This is a genomic window from Enterobacter sp. JBIWA005, from assembly GCF_019968805.1.
Classification (GTDB): domain Bacteria; phylum Pseudomonadota; class Gammaproteobacteria; order Enterobacterales; family Enterobacteriaceae; genus Enterobacter; species Enterobacter vonholyi.
In genome coordinates this window covers 937,063-955,334 of sequence record NZ_CP074159.1, presented here as the reverse complement: position 1 = coordinate 955,334, position 18,272 = coordinate 937,063, and the positions used below count along the sequence as shown (strand labels likewise).

Annotated in this window: 16 protein-coding genes and 2 pseudogenes; 4 read left to right on the top strand and 14 right to left on the bottom strand. The window is 46.8% G+C overall.

Annotation, left to right across the window (positions count from 1 at the left end; genetic code table 11):
• Nucleotides 1-133: 133 nt before the first annotated feature.
• Entirely contained in the window at nucleotides 134-1,513 is a 1,380-nt protein-coding gene (locus tag KGP22_RS04485) for an RES domain-containing protein (RefSeq protein ID WP_223581396.1), read from the top strand.
• A 178-nt stretch (nucleotides 1,514-1,691) separates the two neighbouring features.
• Here KGP22_RS04485 and KGP22_RS04480 read toward each other — a convergent pair whose 3' ends face one another.
• A complete protein-coding gene (locus KGP22_RS04480) occupies nucleotides 1,692-2,702 on the bottom strand; it encodes a hypothetical protein (RefSeq protein WP_223581394.1) in 1,011 nt (336 codons plus the stop codon).
• Nucleotides 2,703-3,019: 317 nt separating this feature from the next.
• On the opposite strand from KGP22_RS04480, the pseudogene KGP22_RS24280 reads away from it, so the two are divergent.
• Together KGP22_RS24280 and KGP22_RS04475 are read left to right on the top strand one after the other, a co-directional pair.
• Nucleotides 3,020-3,228 (top strand): annotated as a pseudogene (locus KGP22_RS24280) (DUF3644 domain-containing protein); the annotation flags it as partial.
• 165 nt (nucleotides 3,229-3,393) lie between these two features.
• Nucleotides 3,394-4,277: pseudogene (locus KGP22_RS04475) on the top strand (replication initiation protein).
• Here the strand turns inward: KGP22_RS04475 and KGP22_RS04470 are convergent.
• The 13 genes from KGP22_RS04470 to KGP22_RS04410 all read right to left on the bottom strand — a co-directional run bounded on the left by KGP22_RS04470 (nucleotide 4,274) and on the right by KGP22_RS04410 (nucleotide 17,762).
• Nucleotides 4,274-4,657 (bottom strand): hypothetical protein, encoded by a 384-nt coding sequence (locus KGP22_RS04470; RefSeq protein WP_223581393.1) that lies wholly within the window; start codon nucleotides 4,655-4,657, stop codon nucleotides 4,274-4,276. The pseudogene KGP22_RS04475 and the gene KGP22_RS04470 overlap by 4 nt on opposite strands.
• The gene (locus tag KGP22_RS04465; protein ID WP_223581392.1) at nucleotides 4,654-5,070 is read right to left on the bottom strand and encodes a hypothetical protein; all 417 of its coding nucleotides are present in this window, start codon (nucleotides 5,068-5,070) and stop codon (nucleotides 4,654-4,656) included. The genes KGP22_RS04470 and KGP22_RS04465 overlap by 4 nt, the downstream gene beginning before the upstream one ends.
• Nucleotides 5,003-5,386 carry a hypothetical protein gene (locus tag KGP22_RS04460; protein ID WP_223581391.1) on the bottom strand — a complete coding sequence of 128 codons (384 nt, stop codon included), beginning with the start codon at nucleotides 5,384-5,386 and terminating at the stop codon, nucleotides 5,003-5,005. The genes KGP22_RS04465 and KGP22_RS04460 overlap by 68 nt, the downstream gene beginning before the upstream one ends.
• A 158-nt stretch (nucleotides 5,387-5,544) precedes the next feature.
• Nucleotides 5,545-5,700, bottom strand: a complete 156-nt coding sequence (locus tag KGP22_RS04455) for a hypothetical protein (protein ID WP_223581390.1) — start codon at nucleotides 5,698-5,700, stop codon at nucleotides 5,545-5,547.
• Between the two features lie 593 nt (nucleotides 5,701-6,293).
• On the bottom strand, nucleotides 6,294-8,504 hold the full coding sequence (locus KGP22_RS04450) for an AAA family ATPase (protein WP_223581389.1): 2,211 nt from the start codon (nucleotides 8,502-8,504) through the stop codon (nucleotides 6,294-6,296).
• Between the two features lie 991 nt (nucleotides 8,505-9,495).
• Nucleotides 9,496-10,692 (bottom strand): integrase arm-type DNA-binding domain-containing protein, encoded by a 1,197-nt coding sequence (locus tag KGP22_RS04445; protein WP_223581382.1) that lies wholly within the window; start codon nucleotides 10,690-10,692, stop codon nucleotides 9,496-9,498.
• A gap of 293 nt (nucleotides 10,693-10,985) precedes the next feature.
• Nucleotides 10,986-11,501, bottom strand: coding sequence for a hypothetical protein (locus KGP22_RS04440; RefSeq protein WP_223581380.1), 516 nt, complete (start codon nucleotides 11,499-11,501; stop codon nucleotides 10,986-10,988).
• Nucleotides 11,498-12,037, bottom strand: coding sequence for a lysozyme (locus KGP22_RS04435; RefSeq protein WP_223582388.1), 540 nt, complete (start codon nucleotides 12,035-12,037; stop codon nucleotides 11,498-11,500). Before KGP22_RS04435 ends, KGP22_RS04440 begins: the two co-directional genes overlap by 4 nt.
• On the bottom strand, nucleotides 12,031-12,354 hold the full coding sequence (locus KGP22_RS04430; RefSeq protein WP_223581378.1) for a hypothetical protein: 324 nt from the start codon (nucleotides 12,352-12,354) through the stop codon (nucleotides 12,031-12,033). The genes KGP22_RS04435 and KGP22_RS04430 overlap by 7 nt, the downstream gene beginning before the upstream one ends.
• Nucleotides 12,355-12,458: 104 nt before the next feature.
• The gene (locus KGP22_RS04425; RefSeq protein ID WP_223581376.1) at nucleotides 12,459-13,472 is read right to left on the bottom strand and encodes an acyltransferase; all 1,014 of its coding nucleotides are present in this window, start codon (nucleotides 13,470-13,472) and stop codon (nucleotides 12,459-12,461) included.
• Nucleotides 13,473-13,556: 84 nt separating this feature from the next.
• Nucleotides 13,557-15,794: a phage tail fiber protein gene (locus tag KGP22_RS04420; protein ID WP_223581374.1), complete on the bottom strand. Its 2,238-nt coding sequence runs from the start codon at nucleotides 15,792-15,794 to the stop codon at nucleotides 13,557-13,559.
• A 19-nt stretch (nucleotides 15,795-15,813) separates the two neighbouring features.
• Nucleotides 15,814-17,424, bottom strand: a complete 1,611-nt coding sequence (gene terL, locus KGP22_RS04415; RefSeq protein ID WP_223581372.1) for a phage terminase large subunit — start codon at nucleotides 17,422-17,424, stop codon at nucleotides 15,814-15,816.
• Nucleotides 17,421-17,762: a hypothetical protein gene (locus KGP22_RS04410; protein WP_223581371.1), complete on the bottom strand. Its 342-nt coding sequence runs from the start codon at nucleotides 17,760-17,762 to the stop codon at nucleotides 17,421-17,423. The genes terL and KGP22_RS04410 overlap by 4 nt, the downstream gene beginning before the upstream one ends.
• 80 nt (nucleotides 17,763-17,842) lie before the next feature.
• On the opposite strand from KGP22_RS04410, the gene KGP22_RS04405 reads away from it, so the two are divergent.
• A complete protein-coding gene (locus KGP22_RS04405; RefSeq protein WP_223581368.1) occupies nucleotides 17,843-18,250 on the top strand; it encodes a hypothetical protein in 408 nt (135 codons plus the stop codon).
• Nucleotides 18,251-18,272 lie beyond the last annotated feature (22 nt).

Below are 18,272 nucleotides of genomic sequence, written 5' to 3'. Positions count from 1 at the left end.
TGTTTGCCGCCCGGGCTGACAGACCGCTCAGTTTATTCTGCCTCAGTCCTGTGCTGATGTACCGCCCCTCTTGATTACGACTGGGAATTGCAGGACAGTAACCTTGTATCAACACATCACGGGCGGATTAATCATGTGGGATGAAAAATATATTTGTCATAAGTGTGTGGAGGACAAGTATGTCAGCCAGCAAATAAAGCAAAACGGTAATAACGAACAGAGGTGTTCTTACTGCAAACTGAAGCGTAAAAATATCCATCTGGCAGATATTGTCACGCGGATGAATGATGTTTTTGAATATTATTATGATGCTTATGTAGATATCTATGACTCAGGCCGCGGAAATCCTGCACAGGATGTCATCTGCGAAGAACTGGGGGTGGAATTTGAAGTGGCTGAAGATATTTATTCCGGTCTTTGCAATGAATACAACCCTTATAATGATTATGACGCTGAGCAATATAATGATGATTTGGTATACCGTTCAAGGAACTACTCTTCCGGTGAGCTGGATTATACCTGGGGAACAGTCACCAAATCACTTCTGAAGGAAACGCGATATTTCAACCGTGAAGTTAACGCGTTTCTGGATTCGCTTTTCAGTGATATCGATAAGCTGAAAACCAGGAACCGTGATTCACCGGTAAAAACGCTGTCTGAAGATGTGCATCTTCATCGCGCCAGGGTCTTTGAGGATCCGGAAGAAGTGAAGCAGGCCCTGACGCAGCCCGAGAAAAACTTCGGGCCTCCCCCGTCATTACTGGCACGTTCGGGCCGCATGAATGCACAGGGGATCTCCGTGTTTTACGGTGCCACCTCAGTGGATGTGGCCATTGCTGAAGTAAGGCCCCCCGTCGGCAGCATTGTGGTGACTGTGCCCTTTGTCCCGCTGCGAGAGCTCAAGGTGCTGGACATCTCTGCCCTTGACTCGCTCAGTTTCGGCTCCGGCAGTAAGTTTGATCCCCTGACACGCAAAACCCGCGAGCGTGCAGTGTTCTTCAGGACGCTTTCCCGCAAACTGACGCTCCCCGCGTTTGGAAAAAGACAGGACAGTGATTACCTGATCACTCAGGTGGTTGCCGATTATCTCAGTGACCGGAATAAATTTAAGCTTGATGGTGTCAGTTTTAAATCTACACAGGACTACGCTGACGGCATGGTTGCCAAAATAGGGTATAATGTCGTTCTGTTTAATAATTCATCCGGCGTCATGCATGCCAATGATAACAACCGGCGTTATCAGGTTGAGCTGTTTGAAAACGTCGAAGATGACATATATCTTTTCAGGCCGAATATTCAGCTGATCGCTGAGGAAACCAAAAAATCACGCTATCTGGGTTTATTCGTGTCCGCCAATGAAAAAAAAGACACACTGATGATGAAAACCGACGGTATGACGTACCATAACATTACCGGCGTAAAATTCAGAACCAGTAAGACTGCGATCCGGCAGGGGGAAACTATAATAAAACCTGCCCCTGACGAGCCCTTTGATAACCTTACAGACTTTTAAAAAAAAAGCTCCCGGAGGGAGCTTTGTAGCAGGACGATCGGCAGTGACGCGGTTACAGGCAGCTTTCGATGCTGCTGATCAGTTCTGATACCACCTTTCTGAGCGGAACCGGATTTTCTTCCTCCGGGCGACGCAAAGTCCGTATGCTGAGCTGAAAGCATTACGTGACCGAATCCTTTCATTCCTCTTTTTCTGTTCCCGCGCCCTGAAGAATTTTACGGAGAAGGCTGTCCATCTTCTCGCAGACAGCCTCAGCAAGCATTTCACGGGTGACGACATCCGTCCCGGCTTCTTTCTGCGGCCAGAAATGAATCCGGGTTTCTCCCTGGATGAAAAGCAGGCCGCAGATACCCATTGCCCCGCCAGCGGCCGCAGCAGCAAACGCGGACGTAGGGTTCACGGGGGCAGAGTCTGCCGGCGCCGGAATAAAGGTGTTATAGCCACTGTTGATGTCCACACCTAGCGTCCAGCCAGCCAGCTGGGGACAGGGGATCGCCGCTTTCAGACGTGGCGTCAGCAGACGCAGCAGATCCGGGCGTATCATCACAATCGCATCAGTATGTCCCGGGAAAGTGGCCGCAGCTGTGATAACAGAGCAGTATTCGCCCTCTGCACGCTGCTCTTCCTCTACCACCGGTATCTGCCGTTGAAGTAATCCTGCTTTCTGACACAGAGTGATGACCAGCTCATCCAGCGCAGCAAGGGCGGTGTTCAGGGAACGGATACTTTCACCGGAAGGCTGCAGGGCAGTGCGTCTTCCCCCGCCCAGCGTGATATCACATTCTGCGACCAGCGCCTGAGCCTGAGCCAGGGGCAACAGCAACCGTTCTACGCTGAAGGGGAGTGCCGGCGCGCTGTGCAGCCAGCAGAGGCCATCGGCTAGCGCCAGACGGGCGCGAGTTAACAGCTGATAAAAGGCGGTTATTTCCTCCACACCTCTCTGGCGTTCAGCATGAGCGCGGATAAGTAGCAGTGCATCGCGAATGTTCATGAGATCGGAGCAGCACTTTACAACAACATCGCCGGCCGTGTGCGGCCGGGGAGCAGGTAAAAAGGGTGACTGCTCATGCTGATCAATATAACGGTAGAGATCCGTCATATTCTGGGTGACCGTTATATTCCTGCGCTGAAGTACTACATCGACCCGGGCTTTCAGATCATCATCGATGCGGGCATTGACCATAGCCATACGGAAACTCCTCTACTGACTGGTAATGTAAAGCCTCATGGCTTTACTAAGGTATGTAAATCTTATTTGCTTTACATAACCATGTAAAGCTTTATTGCTTTACTTTTAATGTAAAGATTACCGTCTTACATTTGTGCAAAATATGCACCAATAAGAATAATTATTGCCATATTGTCAATTATGTTCTTTCTGTTTCCGGAGATCCGAAAAAAGGTAAAGTCGAAACAGACGAAGCTAATGCTCATTACCACTCATTACCACCGGTGGTGTCATCCCGTTATAATATGAAAAAACAGGAGGCAGGCGTAAAAATGAAAATGCAGGATCTGAGGCTTTTAACCTCATTTTTGAAAGCGATCCGGGCTGGATACTCGATTTTTCCAACCTTACGCTAACGGTTTTTTTTGATGAAGAGCTAAACATCGATATTGATGATGAACGTTATCAGGAAGAAGGAACCTCAAAAGCCAGGCGGATAAGATGTTTGCTGAAACAGATGGATCGAGAGACCGCCCTGCGCGTTCTTAATACTCTGTGGCGGGATTTGAGAGCCAACCGTACGAAAACATACGTTAAGCGAAAAATAAACGTCTGAAAAATCGATTAGTAGACAACACTGTCCGTTAAATGACGTTTTTCGATTAAAAAGACTCCATTTAAAATGGCATTTTTCTATGTCCATTATGTTTTGATATATAAGACAGTTACTTCACTAGCGTACGTTTTCGTTCCATTGGACTTCAGCCCCCGTAAAGAACGCGCCATTCTGGCTAAATACATTCAGTTCAACCAACCTCATGCTATGTTCTGGCTGGGATTTGATGTTGATCGCGCCGGAGCTGCTATCGACTGGAGCGACCGCAATGCACCTGCGCCCACGCTAACCATCACAAACCTCAGATACGGACACGCGCATCTGTTAAATGCGCTGAAAACCTCGATACGTACCGCTCCAGACGTAAAGATTAAGCCACTGCGCTACGCCGCAGCCGTGGAGAGCGCGGTACGTAAGAAATTGGACGCTGATGCGGGGTATTCGGGGCTCATCTGCAAAAATCCTAACAATAGCCACTGGAGAATTGCCGTGTGGCAGCCTGAACTTTATACACTGGAATGGTTGGCTGATTTTCTCAACTTAGATTATGGGAATAATAAATAGGTAGTTGAGAACTATGGTTTGGGCCGCAACTGCACTTTGTTCGAAAAAACAAGAAAGTGGACTTATCGCGCTATCAGGCAGGGTTGGCCTGAATATGAACAATGGTTGCAAGCTTGCTATGAACGTGCTTGCGCCTACAATTTGCAATTCAACACGCCCTTAGACGAAAATGAAGTTATGGGTATTTCTAAAAGAATTTCTAAATGGACAAATAAAAGATTCTCTGAAAAAAGTTTCAATGATTACGTTAAGGCAACTCATTCCTCTAAAGTTCAGGTTGCTAGGGGAGTGTTGGTGGCAAAGCTAGTCGTGGTGGTGGGCGTCCGACACAAGACAATAGTGAGAATCAAAGTAAGCCATGGGCCAAATTAAGTATTAGTAGATCAACATATTACTCGAGGAAGAAAAAGAATTAATCCTTTTTTTCCTCTTGGTTATTCAAACCTTGCTTACCAAATAAATATCCAAGTGCGAGAGTTAATATTGGTGTGAAAACGCCCCATATATCTTTAATCGAATCTAAAAGTGTTTTAATTTCATAGCCATATATAGACATGACTACTAGTGCAGAACATATGCACGAAAAAACAACGAAAGTTGCTGAAACTATATACCATATAATGTTGGTTTGAGCATGTCTCCCTGTTCCAACATTGTCAGCCATCTTACCTTTTTCGTGTTTTTCTTCTTTCCTGTCAACGTTTATGCTTGGAATGCTATTGCGAAGCTTATTGTTGTCAGATGGCAAGTCTGGATTGCTGATGCTATTACTGATTTCAACTGTTTTATCGCTCACGACATAGCCTTACTTAAAATAACAATTTTTAATAATTTCCCATTGCCAGATATGGTGTCTACAGCAAAGTTAATGAATACTTTTTCTTTAAAATCCTCATTATCAATCTTCCCTGTTCGTGTAAAAATATGAAGTGGGTAATTCGTAACACCAAACGAAGAGCTTGCGTTGCTATATATGATATTGAATGCCATCGATTCGCCATCAACTGTTTTCTCATTGTCAATAGATACCCGACCTCCGTTGCCATCATCAATGTTTTTAAAGTTAAATATAATTTTATATTTAATATTAAAAATGAGTTCGACGTTGTTTTCGCCATCGTCGTTTTTATGCAAAAAAATATCATTTGAGTATAGGACACTCATTCCGTCTAACTTTGTTTCTGTTATTTTGGCTTTTGGTAATCCCATGATTTGTTTTTTCTCCATTAACTGTCGCTTCAGTATTTAGTGTGATGTTGTTAATAAGTATGCACTCTGAACTACTAACTTCTTTTTCTGTTTTTCTGTTGTCGAAATTTATTGCTTTCTGATGTTCTTCATATCTGTTTGCATTATGACACAAAAAGCCTATTAAGGCAGTAATCCAAAAAACCAAAAGCCCATGACTAAAAATTATTCTGCAAAATGTATTACCAATCTTATGAAGGGTAAACCAACCTACACTCCGACGGAGCAATTCGTATTCAACGCTGACACCTTCACCATCCTTGTCGCTACCGCTCACTTTTATTCTCCTGCCTTGGACTAAAACAAGCCTACATCAGATAAAAGCCATTATGCACGTACTTTGCTTCTTTCTCTACCTCTCACATGCTACGCTTTACATGTTCCTGAAATTGATGGAGGTCAGCCAGTACCTGTCTGAAGTCGGATGACCCTGCGTTAGCAACGCTCAGACCACAGAAATATGACATCCTCCACACAGGAAATTTTCGCTGCCGTCGTCTGATACTGGCGCTTTTTGATAGCTTCAATGACCTGTGTTGTTGCCATGGCCAGCTGTTCGTAGCTGAGTGAAAACGTCACTTCGTTATCCATCCTGCACGCTCCGTTTGATGATGCCGTGTTATATGTAAAATCATACTGTGGATGATTTACATTAAGCTTATTAATCATCATATTAGATATGATTTTATTCATGTCACTTGATAATCATTTCCATTGCGGGTTTCCCGCCGCGCAGATCCGAAAAGATGCAAAGTCGGAAATAACATGCTCGGTTACCAGCGAGAGAACTGGAGTGCAGGACGACCATTAACAGCATGAGTTCTGGCTTTCCTTAGATTTGGTTATAAAAGGCTGGATGCGCATCGCTGTTAGTTCCGAAAACGGGATCTCTGCTTTTCCCTCTTTCAAATGTGGAAATTATTTACCTCAAACCATAACGGTGTTTATAATCAGCAGTCGTCACCTCGGGTGTTCCCCTCTGCGCTTTTTACCGCCTGTAAATGGTTACAGGGACTTCTGGCAGTAGCCGGACTGTAAAAGGAAACCCGCCATGAAACCGAAAATTGTATCCGTTGTACGGTATACTCGTTTTCGTTTCGGGCGCGTAGAGCATGTGCGTAATCACATGCGCTCGCTCCCGACGCGTTAAGTGAAAGGTACCCGCAGGTGACGATACTCTCTGTTTACGCCTCTGTTTCCGGCTGTTCTTCGGATTCCCCCATCATGGCAAGATAGTGTTCAAGGTCATCAGTGTGAATAAACACTTTTCTGAACATGTGCAGATAGCGATCCTTATCGATGACGCCGGTGGAGAAAAGATTTCTGCCGTCCGAATGCGAGTGACGGTTGATGGCCCGGTAAAATGAATCATATTCTCCGGCATCGCTGTGTTCCGTAGCCAGAGACTCCAGGGCCTCTTTAAGCTTTTCATTCTTACAGGCAAAGCTGAAATAATACTCAAGAATATTCCTCATCGTATTGAACAGCACAACGGGCTGTGTTTTTTCATCCCTGACATCTTTAAGGGTCTGCCATAGCGCCTGATATTCATTGAGCATTTCGTGCATGGAAAGCGTTTCACAGGAGCTGTAATCCGACTTGATAATGCGAAACAGCGACCAGTTTGCTGGTGCTTTCCTGCCATCCTGCAGACGGCCGCTGTTTAGCAACATCTCCTGGAAGAAAAACATATTGTGCGTCAGTATCACCACATGTCTCGCTGCAGCGGCCTTAATTATCTTCCGCTTAATGAGCGCTGCGACTTCATAGATATAGTTATGTGACAGGCTGGAAATCGGGTCATCAATCACAATAAGTTTATTTTCCGGATGGATGGTTTCTGGTGTAAGACTGCCCGAACACGATTCAATGAAATAGAGGAAAGCAACCATTGTTTTCTCACCCTCACTGAGGGATTTGAAAACTTCTGCCTTTTCTGGCTCGCTGCCCCGGCGCAGACGGTACAGTTTCATCTCAGCATCATGGCAGATTATTTCAAAGCCGGTGATCCCCAGCAGCCTGAGATTCGCATTGATACTGTTAATAGTTGGCTGGATGTCGGAGAGCTGTCCGGTCAGTCTGTTCGTCTCTTCATCCAGTATTTTCTTACCAGCAGCCAGGGCGCCAGCTTCACGCAATCTGGTGTCGATTTCGTTCTGCAATTCGCCAAGCTGTCTGTCACGCCCGACAAAGAACTCCTCACAAATTCCCCGGAGGTGTGCCATGACATCCACATACAGGTTCTGTTTTTCCTGACTGAAGTTTTCAGCAAGACGGTTGTTTTCCCGTACCCAGGTATTGAAAACGTCCACTTCCTTCCGGAGCTGCACCAGGGGAGCCTGAGCGTTCTCAGGTTGTATCTGCAGAGAAGGCTCTTTAATTTTAGTGAGGAGTTGTTGTAACAGGATCTGGAACCCTTTATTTACCGCTTTCACCAGGGTTAAAATCTGACTCTCCTCATCAACGAAAGTATGGGTCGCAACACGGCGTTCAAATTCGGCCAGGGCATCACAGTCCTGAGCCAGTCGTTCTGCGGCCTGGCTCAGTGCCCCAAGAGACGTCTGGTATGACTTATCAAACATCTGAATGAGTTCGCGCGAAAAGGCCGTGACATCCAGGGACTGCTGGCAGAACGGGCAGATATCGTCGTGTATATACTGCTGTCCCTGGCGCAACCAGTCCGCATTACCTATCTTCTGAATGAGGGCAGAGAATTGCGTGCTGCTTGCAGGCATCACGGGTTCCTGCATCAGTGTTAAGGTGTCTTCAGTTAAAACAGTTGTCGGGGGAATATGAATTTCGGCGACAAGCGTTCCTTCGCTCTGACTTAACATCCGCCATTTTTCCGCCAGCGCCTCAGTCGTGGTGCAAATATCTGACAGTGGTGTTGCCACCATACGTTCGTAAAACGATCGTTTAATTTTAGCGCCATCAAGAAAATCGCTGAGGATTTTCCTGTCATTAACGGTCCTGTTGAAAATATCTCTGGCACAGCGGTCAACGACCGTATCCTTCATCCCTTCTTTCTCGGCGATCTCCTCATTCAGCTTATCTGTCCGGGCACTCAGTTTTGCGCTTTCTTTATTATTACTGTTTATCTTGTCCTGGCTTTCCTGATTAGACTCGCTGAGGGTGAAGATCCCGGGCTGATAGTCCGAACGGGCGAATTTGCTGTCAATGTATTCCTGATTAAAGACCTGAAAGTGGCTGATGTGCGGACTCTCAAATGCACAGTGCCGGTATTTATCCGCCTGCCGGTCATAAAAATAGCCTGATACAGTGGATTTCCCCGAGCCGTTCTGGCCATAGATGAGTGTCACCTTACTGCTGAGATCAAAGCAGATATCCCGGTCAGGCGCGTAGCTTCTTACGCCCCGGATCCTGAGTTGAGCCATGTTCTCTCCTTATCCCTGTATTTGCCCAGTCTTTCCATCGTAGCCCATTTTGCATTCGGGTTATGCCATTCTGATCAGATTTATCTGAAGTACTCCTACGTGCCAAACCTGACATGCCAGGATGGGATAGCCCACGGAATTTGTTTCGGTGTATTAATGCAGAACTGGCAACAAAAATAATGTTTTTAAGCGCTTGGGTTATTAATACCTTAATATCAATAATCTCATCAAATTATTGCTTTATATACATTAGTATCTTTCCTTCTCCATGAAGATCCGAAAACACTGAGTTCCGGATCTGCTGATCGTCAGCACCCGCCCGGCGCCCATGAAACACAACATGCGCCACGCTGTCAGCTGATTATTCTCACATATGTTGTGTTTCAGGCTCTGGTCCTTATCCCGCGCCCTGCGGCCGATAAAGGCGCTTTGCTTATCTCTCCGCCGTGGTACACTTCCGGAAAGTTGAAATAAGCAAGAAAGTCGGTTCTAAACGAAACGGCCATCCGGTAATTTAACCGTGTGGCTATATGGCTGCTTATTATCAGCTTGCAAATGATGCCGAAAAGGAAACTCTGCGGCGTGGCCGCTAGGTGCGTGAAAAGATAATGGTTTTGTACTGTGATTATTTTTCGCCCACAGGACTAACCCTACAGATGATAAATCCTAGAAGAAGATTGGTATTAGCCAATTGAAAGGTTTCAGTGTACTTCTGAAAGAAACTTTGGCGATTGAACTGAGTGGCGCATACAAAATGATTCGTTCTAATTATGACAGAATCAGCTGGTCGCCCTCAAAAAAATGGAAAAGCCGCACTTTTTTTGCTGATGCTTCAGCAAGGAAAAAAATTTTAAAAACCATAAGTAGCGGGATTTTCCATCAGCAACAAAAAAAATAGAATTTTTGATCTGGAGCGCTTCCCTGAGTAAGCGCTCTACGGATAATTTTTCCCTTGTTCATAAAAGAACAATCCCCTCATTAATAAATATTATTAAGAGGCATGTATTAGTTTCGATTTTTCGAATTGGCTTATATAATCCGCATACCACTGCATCATATCTCTTCTACCTTCAAGATACTTAGCATGGTTATACGTCCCGCGAATAGAATTCTTATCAACGTGAGCAAGCTGGGTTTCAATCCATGTCGTATTGAATCCTTCCTCATGCAAAATCGTACTCATCGTGTGGCGAAAACCATGTCCCGTTACCTTCCTCGTGTATCCAATCCGCTTGAACACCTGATTAATACTCGCTTCACTCATCGTCTTGCGGGGATCATTTCGCCCTGGGAATACCAGTAGATATTGCCCAGTCATCACTTTGAGCTGCTGTACGATCTCCATCGCTTGGGTAGAGAGGGGGACAAGATGAGGCCGTTTCATCTTCATTCGCTCGGCAGGAATCTCCCACACCGCTTTCTCAAGATCAAACTCATTCCAGAAAGCACCTCGAAGCTCACCGGTACGAACTCCCGTAAGGATCAGCAAACGTGCGGCAAGCACAACCAGCGGGCTTCCGGTATAGCAGGATAGGGCTTTAAAGAAGTCTGGTAACTCCTCAACGGTAAGGAAGGGGTAATGCTTCGATTCATGCCCTGACATCGCGCTGGTTAGATCTGCTGCCGGATTGTATTCCGCACGGCCGGTAACGATGGCGTAACGAAAAACTTCGCTGCAGCGCTGGCGAACCTTCTTAGCCTTCTCTGTCGCGCCACGGCTTTCCATTCGACGCAGTACATTAAGCAGAACCAGCGGTTTGATTTCATTCACCGGTTGTTGGCCGATATAGGGAAAAATATCTTTATTAAAGGCTTCGATAATGTCCGAGGCATAACCTTCTGACCATCGGCTCACCTTCGTTCCATGCCATTCAAGTGCCACAGCCTGAAACGTATTATTGAGCTGCACATTTCGAACCAGCTTTTCTTCTTTCTTGGCAAACGATGGATCGATACCCTCGGCCAGTTTTTTCTTGGCTTCATCACGTAGCGCCCTCGCTTGTGCGAGAGACACTGCTGGATAAACACCAAAAGCCATACGCTTCTCTTTTCCATTGAAGCGATATTTCATTCGCCAGTATCGAGAACCAGAGGGCACAACCTCAAGATACAAACCAGCACCATCTGCCAGCTTGTAGGCTTTCTCTCTGGGTTTAGCAGCGTCTACCTGTCGTGCATTTAGCTTCATTGGGGGCATCTCCCTGGACCGAACATAGAATGCCCCCACTTATGCCCCCAACTGCAACTTGATTTCGGTTGAGTCCAGTTGATAACAGGAGATAAGATACGAGCCAGAAACCGCAGTATACGGGCTTTTAGTTGATTTCGGTAGACTTGGGAAGAGTTTGAAATGGTGCCGATAATAGGAGTAAAACACAGCAAATAACACCATGTATTTACTGTGTTTTATTTTATTATAATGACAACATACCCGAATTGATACCCGTTTTGATTTTGCTCCCGATTGAGGAACAAAATAAGCTATTTCCGTTCCCTTTCTATCTGCCGTATGCCAGCAAAATTATTGTTGCCCTTCTCAATGACAGCCAGCAGTGGCTTGATCCAGAGAACGGCCTGACAGTACGTCATTGAGCTGGCGGCAACGGCACTATCATTGGTTGCGTCAGGTCTGCTGGGATCGGTGTGCATTGCGCTGGCACGTAAACGGTACGTGTATTCGAGCAGCCCACGAGCGATATCAAGAGGAACAGGCAAATCACAGGTTTTTTCACGGCGGAGGATCTCCCGGTATTCGATTACAGTTTCTTCGGTGCTGGTATCAATAAGTGAGTTCAGCCTGTTAGTGTGTTCAGCAACCTGATTGAATCGGTTGAAGTTAAAAGCCTGGGTGGAAATGACCTGGCCCTGCAAAGCATTGTCACTTCGCAGAACGCTGTTATCAGCCTGGATAGTTTTGACATCGGCACAACTTTTAACAAGAGCGACAGAGAGCCCAGCGATTATCACAACGCCAATTACAGTAGGGTTAATTGTCACTGGTCTATCCCCCAGCACGCTAACGCGCTTTCCTGATCCCGACGCTCGACCTGACCATAGCAGCCATTCTTCTGCCCTTTGGTCAATCTGCAGTCGCGGCCACCGTCTTTAATCCACCAACGAATCGCATCGCACGCACCTTTTCGGTCACCAGCGTTAAGTCGCTTATAGAACGTTGAAGGTAAGCATTTCCCCGGGCCGATGTTGTAAGGGCAGAACGATGCGATCCCTGCCTTTTGCGGCTCGGTCAGTGGCACTTTTATATTGCGGTCAACCCATGCCAGAGCCTTATCCCGTTCAATGGCGTTTACCTGGTCGCATTTCGCCTTCGTCAGCTTCATGCCCTGCACCACCGGTTTGCCGTCGACCATCGTGGCGCCACGGCAAATAGTCCAGATGCCACCGCCGTCTTTATACGCAGTAAGGCTGTTTCCCTCTTTCTCGTTCAGGAACTGATCGAGAATGACTGATGCGGGGGCGCCAGCGAGTACAAGCCCTAAAACAGCGGCACTTAATTTTGTCCTGCTATTCACGATTGGATCTCCGTATCCGCCAAGACACGCTGTACCCTGGCGACAACCTCGTCTGCCTGATCGATATTATGGGTATCCGAGCGGCTGAGAAACTCAATGACTGCACGCGTGCGTTGACGGTCTAACGCAAGGCGCTCTGCCGAAGCATGGCGATCTGCTTTAATCTTCGCCCGGCGATCAAGCCAGCCCAAAAGGGATAGCAGGAAGCCGAGAACGGCCAGAACGAGATAGGTCAGGTCTAACGTAGTAATTCCCAGGTACGCAGCAATTGTCGTGATACCGTTGCCGAACCATGACAACCAGTTGTTTTGTAGGTTCATCCTCATGCCTTACCCCCGTGGGGTCCACTGTAGGTAGTGGTGAGGGTAAGGCTGGTTTTTGGTCGGAATCCCGACTATTGAAGATAGAAGGGTAGATATCAGTCTCAGGATGTTTGGTACTGCTTGGCGGGCAAAGGATGCTTATGAGACGTAAGTCTTTTCTCCATTAGATGCCAGCTTGCGTATGCCAATGCTAAAACTGTAATTACGGTTGAGATGAACCCTATATAGAAGTTTTGGTACACCCCAAACTGATACATAAACTGAATGACTGGATAATGGAAGATATATACACCGTAGGACAAATCACCAATCTTGTCATGAATTGCTATAGGCTTTGTCTTGAATGCAATTATATAAACAAATGCAGCAACAACAAAAGGATAGATAATCTTACCTAAGATATGACTGTCGCAGAAGTATAGCGCTACCAAAAGCAATGGCAGATATTTAACATTTAAGAATGATGGTGTGAAAAAGTTCAAAGCCGCACCGGCCATGAAGAATATCATAAGGGATGGCAGTTGATTTTTTAAAGACTCGCTCAATCCGTACTTATCAACGATGATCTCGATGGAGATTGCTGATATCAGGGACAGCAATGCAATAGCTGCAACCGTTATTCTTCTTCCAAATGATTTGGCAAATATTCCGTAAATTATTGGGACCGAGATATAAAACATAACCTCAATCTTTATCGTCCATAAAGAACCATTAACAGCGCTATTCTTAAGATTGTCAGCGAAAAGTCCCGGAAGGTCTGGTTGTATGAAGTTAAGGAATGCGAGGTTTGCCACAAGATATTTTGCCGCTCCATTCTGGAGATACGCCATTGCTCCATTGGAATACATAAGCATTCCAATGAAAAAGCAAGAAGTTACGCACACAAAATATAAAGGATATATTCTCAGAAAACGAGACTTGGTATAATCATAAATATTATTATTTTTGAGGTAGCTTTTACTTATTAAATAACCACTTATTACGAAGAAGCATTTAACAGCAAGATCTCCTGGCGCGAGCTTAAGAAACTCATTGCCAGTTAGCCCACCAATATGGAAAAACATAACAGTCAAAGCAAGCGCAAGCCTAAGTATATCGAAGTTATTTTTACGCACGTAATTGGCCCCAAAGATAGTGTTTGCACAGACTCTACATCCAAACAAAATCACAAACAACACTTTGGGACCATTCTCTATTGCTTATGGCTTCCTTACGTTATACAGGCCTCGCGTCGACACATAGCATGTTGCCAGTGGAGACGATGCCGCTGCAGTGGTGGCACTTACTGCACCAAACAAAATGCTCACAGTTCTGTTTGTGTTTAGCGTCAACCTGACATTGTACATACCTGTTTGCACGCCTGTTGCTACAGTCAGCGTAGCGCCTCCATTCATCCCAAGCGTTATCGTTCCAGCGCCATTATTCAATGTTAGCCAGGCCGTGGTTGTGTTAAGCGTTTCAGTAAGAACAAAAAGGTTTTCGTTAACACCGGCGCCAGCATTGACATAACAGCTGAATGTTATTTCATCGCCAACCATTATAGGCCTGCTTTGGGTGTTTCCGGATCCATCAACATACCCAGAACTTACATCCCGCCGGCTAAACAGAATAATACCTGAGAATGACGAGCTGATGCCTCCTGATGCTGAGTGGTTAAGAATATTTATCAGCTGAAGGCCAGGGAGTAGCTTACAAATTGGAGGGACATAAAATGCGTTCTCGTCGGTGCCGCCAGTCCTTAGCTGGTCTAAAGTGCCGCTAAGTCTTAGATCAGAGAGAGAATCATTGTACCCAATAATCGTTTTCCCACCACCGCCCCACTGAAAACCGCCAATTCCGATAACTGTATCATCAGTTGGGTTGTCAAGGATAAACGGGTAATAGATTCCTGTTTGCGATGCCACTGCATCCCATGACAGCTGCTTAGTGAACAAGCTGTCAGCGTTTCTGAAATTCCTGCCAGACGTAATATTATCACGATATGTGACGTTACTCAGACCGCTGATGTCCCCAGGCTTCTTAAGGATTCGTGCAGATATCAGTGGAATTGCTAGGTTTCTTCCACACATTGCGTATACGTCAGTGCCTGGGTGGACACCATCAGGGACGATGTCATAACCTCTCACATACCGGGTTGTTTTAAAGGTGTAATAGTGGTTATCAACTAAATCAACCCCCATTACTTTAGCCACCGATCGCATTGCATCAACAAATGCAGGAAGTCGCTTTGCCATCGCCTCGGTAATGCCATCAAGAACAATGGTTATATTTGGCGTGACCAACACGGGTGTTTTGCCGTACTTTCTAACGATATTAACGAAAGTAATCAGGTCGTCTTTATACTGGTCTACCGTTCTCAGGAATGAATTGCAGTCATTCTGCGCGTGATTGCAGTATATTAAGCTTGCTGTAGTTGCCTGCATCTTTGCTTCGAACGTACTGCCACTACCATCTGTACCGGCTAACATTGAGAAAAGCGCAGTTCCACGTATTGCTTTGTTTGTGACTCTGACCTTTCCGGTGCCTAACAACAGGTCCATTGTCCGCTGAAACACTGCCGGTGGGTTTACGGGGTTCTGCACAGTAGAGTTAAGTGATGTACTTCCCCACATGGTGCTGTCGCCGTAGCACTCAATTGAAACAGTTCCACCATCAGCAAGGGAATTTTTATAAAAAGAAGCGTCATTATATGTTACGTAATTTATTACATCGATATCGCTATCTAATTTACCAATTTCCTGCTTAGCGGCATCAATTTCTTGTTGGACAGTCTTACCCGATGTCGTACCGACAAGACCCGCGCCTGTTGGTTTTGCCAGCTCGATCAAAACGTCAGATGCTGAGCCAGACTCAGGTAAAACCACTATCGGGTTACCCGCATCATTGAAAGCAAGTATTTTATTAGCACGCTGAGCGAGAGGTGGAACCAAAGAAATTGAGCTTTCAGGTACACGTAAAACACGACCCAGCGCAATGTTATCGACATAGTTCCTGGTCGCTGCATCCTGCAGATTTACCGGATCTCCAATATTCGCAATCCGGTACCCCTCGGCATCGAATGGGCCACCAAATAACGGGCGGCGAAGAGCGAGCCCAAGATAAATAAAGGAGCGCTGAATTGCCATCCAGAGACGGTCGAAATCTTTGTTCAACGTGCCGGCCAGCAGGTCACCGTTGTCCTGATAATCAGTAAGCCGGTATGTCGGTACCACGCGCTCCAGCATTACAACAGAACCGTTGGCGGGTGGTGTGATAAAAATGACATCTCCACCGCCAACATTACCTGCGCCAGAAACACTATAGCCGCTGGTAACCATTGTCCCGTTTATGGATACCTGTATATCGTTGACGTTGATAATATAAAATTCGAAAGGAAATACAGTCGTCAGACCGTTTGCGTTATAGATGATATATGGCGTTTGGTTGGGTACCGACATGATTTGAACCTCTGGCGGGTTAATAATAGACGTCGACCAGATGATCTCCGTCACTTAACTGCCAATCTTCGCGCGCATGCCCGGTCGGAATCCCGACCACTTTCCCGATACGTACCGGGGTCTGACTTATGGCTCCCGCGCCGGAATCGATAAAGTCGTCCGGCTGGTTGGTCACCACCGGATTAAAGTCACGCATCTGGTCGTATACCGGACCGTCGAGCACATCGGTATGAGCCCACAGGAATCGTGAAGAAAGCGGCGCTTCGAACGCATCGAGGATGCGTTTTTGTTTATTGGCAACACTGAATTCCTCACGAACCCCGCATCCAGTCCCCTTTAGCGCCTGACGCAATAACTTACCTGCGAAGCTGCCGGGGCCGTTTACCTCAACGCATACAACCGGGATCTGGTATTTAAGAACCAGTTCTTTGATCTGCGCCACCTGCCCGCCAGTAATTTTGTCGTTATCGTCGAATTCCGCCAACTCTCCCGTAAGCTCCTGGCAGACATGCCAGTACAGGTGGCCGCGTGCGTCGGTAAGTACCAGAGAAAACGCCGAGGCGTCGGCCTTAACTTTACCGGTTGCCACATCCCACCAGGCGACCGCACCAACGATTTGCACGTTACCCAGCCACAGCGAAGCTGTACGGTTCGCATAGCGAATTTGAGGATGAATGTTGTATTCCCGGATGCGGTCAGGGTCGAGGCGAACGTCTCCGACAGGTTTACTGTGCAGCTGATACTGGCTATCCCACTCGTTAATCGTGCGGGTTTCTTTGCGGCGGTTCTCCATTTCTTCACGGGTGAACCGTTCAGGCCAGGCGCAATCTGCATAAAAATCGATAACCGTGTCCGGTGCGGCCGCAAACTCAACGCCGTCGGCGGTCAGCTTATAATCCACGTTTTCGACCAACAGCCGCGCCGCCTTGTGGATGCCAGCAAAAACATAATCCGGGCGAAAAGGCACGGCGTAGCACAGCTGCGAGGCCTCTTTCGCTTCAATACGCTTTTCTTTATCAAACAGCCGGATGGTAAGACAGTCAGCGCCCATAGACTCCACCTCATCATAAAGGCTGTCGTGCGTGTGTGGTGTGCCGATGTAGAGCTTACGGCCGCCGGGGATCAGGATGTGGGTTTGCTCTCCCAGGCGATAGCGCAGCTTTTCGCGCGCCTCCGGCGTCTGGATATTACGTGGTACCTCCACGTCGTCGTTCTGGCATTCGTTAGCTCGGGCGGAGGTAACGTTAGAAAGAATGCCTTTTGCGTACATGCTGCCGTTACGTAAATCCAGCGCGCCATTGACCCACCACTGCTCTACCGTGCCCTGCCCGTCCGGTAACATGCCTTTGGTCAAAGGATGGTTGCGCAGAACGTTCTGCGTATCTCGGCTGGTTTTGTACGCGGTACCGTCGGATTCAGACTGGTGCAAAATACGGTACTGACGATCGCAGTAGTATCGCCAGGCGTTATAGACCGCAAGGATGGTTGATTTACCGAAACCACGGAAACAGCGAAGCACCGCGAGGTTGCCGCGATGCTCCAGCCAGTGGCAGGCTTGGTAGTGGCAGTCCGGAACGTCCCAGTTCATTCGCTCCGCCCACATTAGAAAGAAGGCGAGGAACGAAATCATTTTTTCCCTTTCTGCAGACGCTCAATAATTGCGGCCGCTTCACGCTCAGCCTTCGATACCTGCTGACCCAGCGCAAAAGCTTCATCATCCTGCCCGGGGTTATCAGAAGGCGTACCGCCGCGCGTCTGCATACCGATAAGAGAATGCACTTTAATCAGCAGCGTCAGCGATGCCGCTGCGTTTTTCTTGTCCCAGTAGCGGTCGCCGCGTTCGTCTTTGGTCAGCTCGCTCGGTCTCTTCCCCGCCCCCGGCCAGTTATCCGGATCGGCTTCTTCGAGCACCGCGTCGGTGAGTTTATCGCTAAGCGCACTAAGGCGTGTTTTGTAATCCTGATGCATAAAAAAGCCCCGTTGTTATCCCAGAGCTATGGTGTATTCTTTTCAAGGTCGGAATCCTGACTTTAACAAGGAGAAAATTAATGAAAAAAGCAATACTTTATGGGGTCCTGATGCTCACTGGATGTGCAACATTCGGGCAAATGGATGAAGGCTTAAATGCTCTTAAAGGAAAAGACAAAAGCGTTGCTTTCGAGGCTCTCGGCTACCCGACACAAGAACAACAGTTTGACGACACCAAAGTTTATACATGGGCTAATAAAACCAATGGGGTAGCGATGTATTCCACACCGCAAACCACATTCGGCACTGTTGGAAATACTTCTTTTTATGGCACAACAACAGAAACGGGATACGTCCCTGTTGAGTATGCGTGCAAAATCCAGATAGCGACAGATATGAAAGGCACCATCAAGAACTACAATTACGATGGTAATATGGGTGGCTGTGAAGGTTATATCAGACGTTTAAACAATTATTTTAAAAAGTAAAGGTAAGGCTATATTACACGTA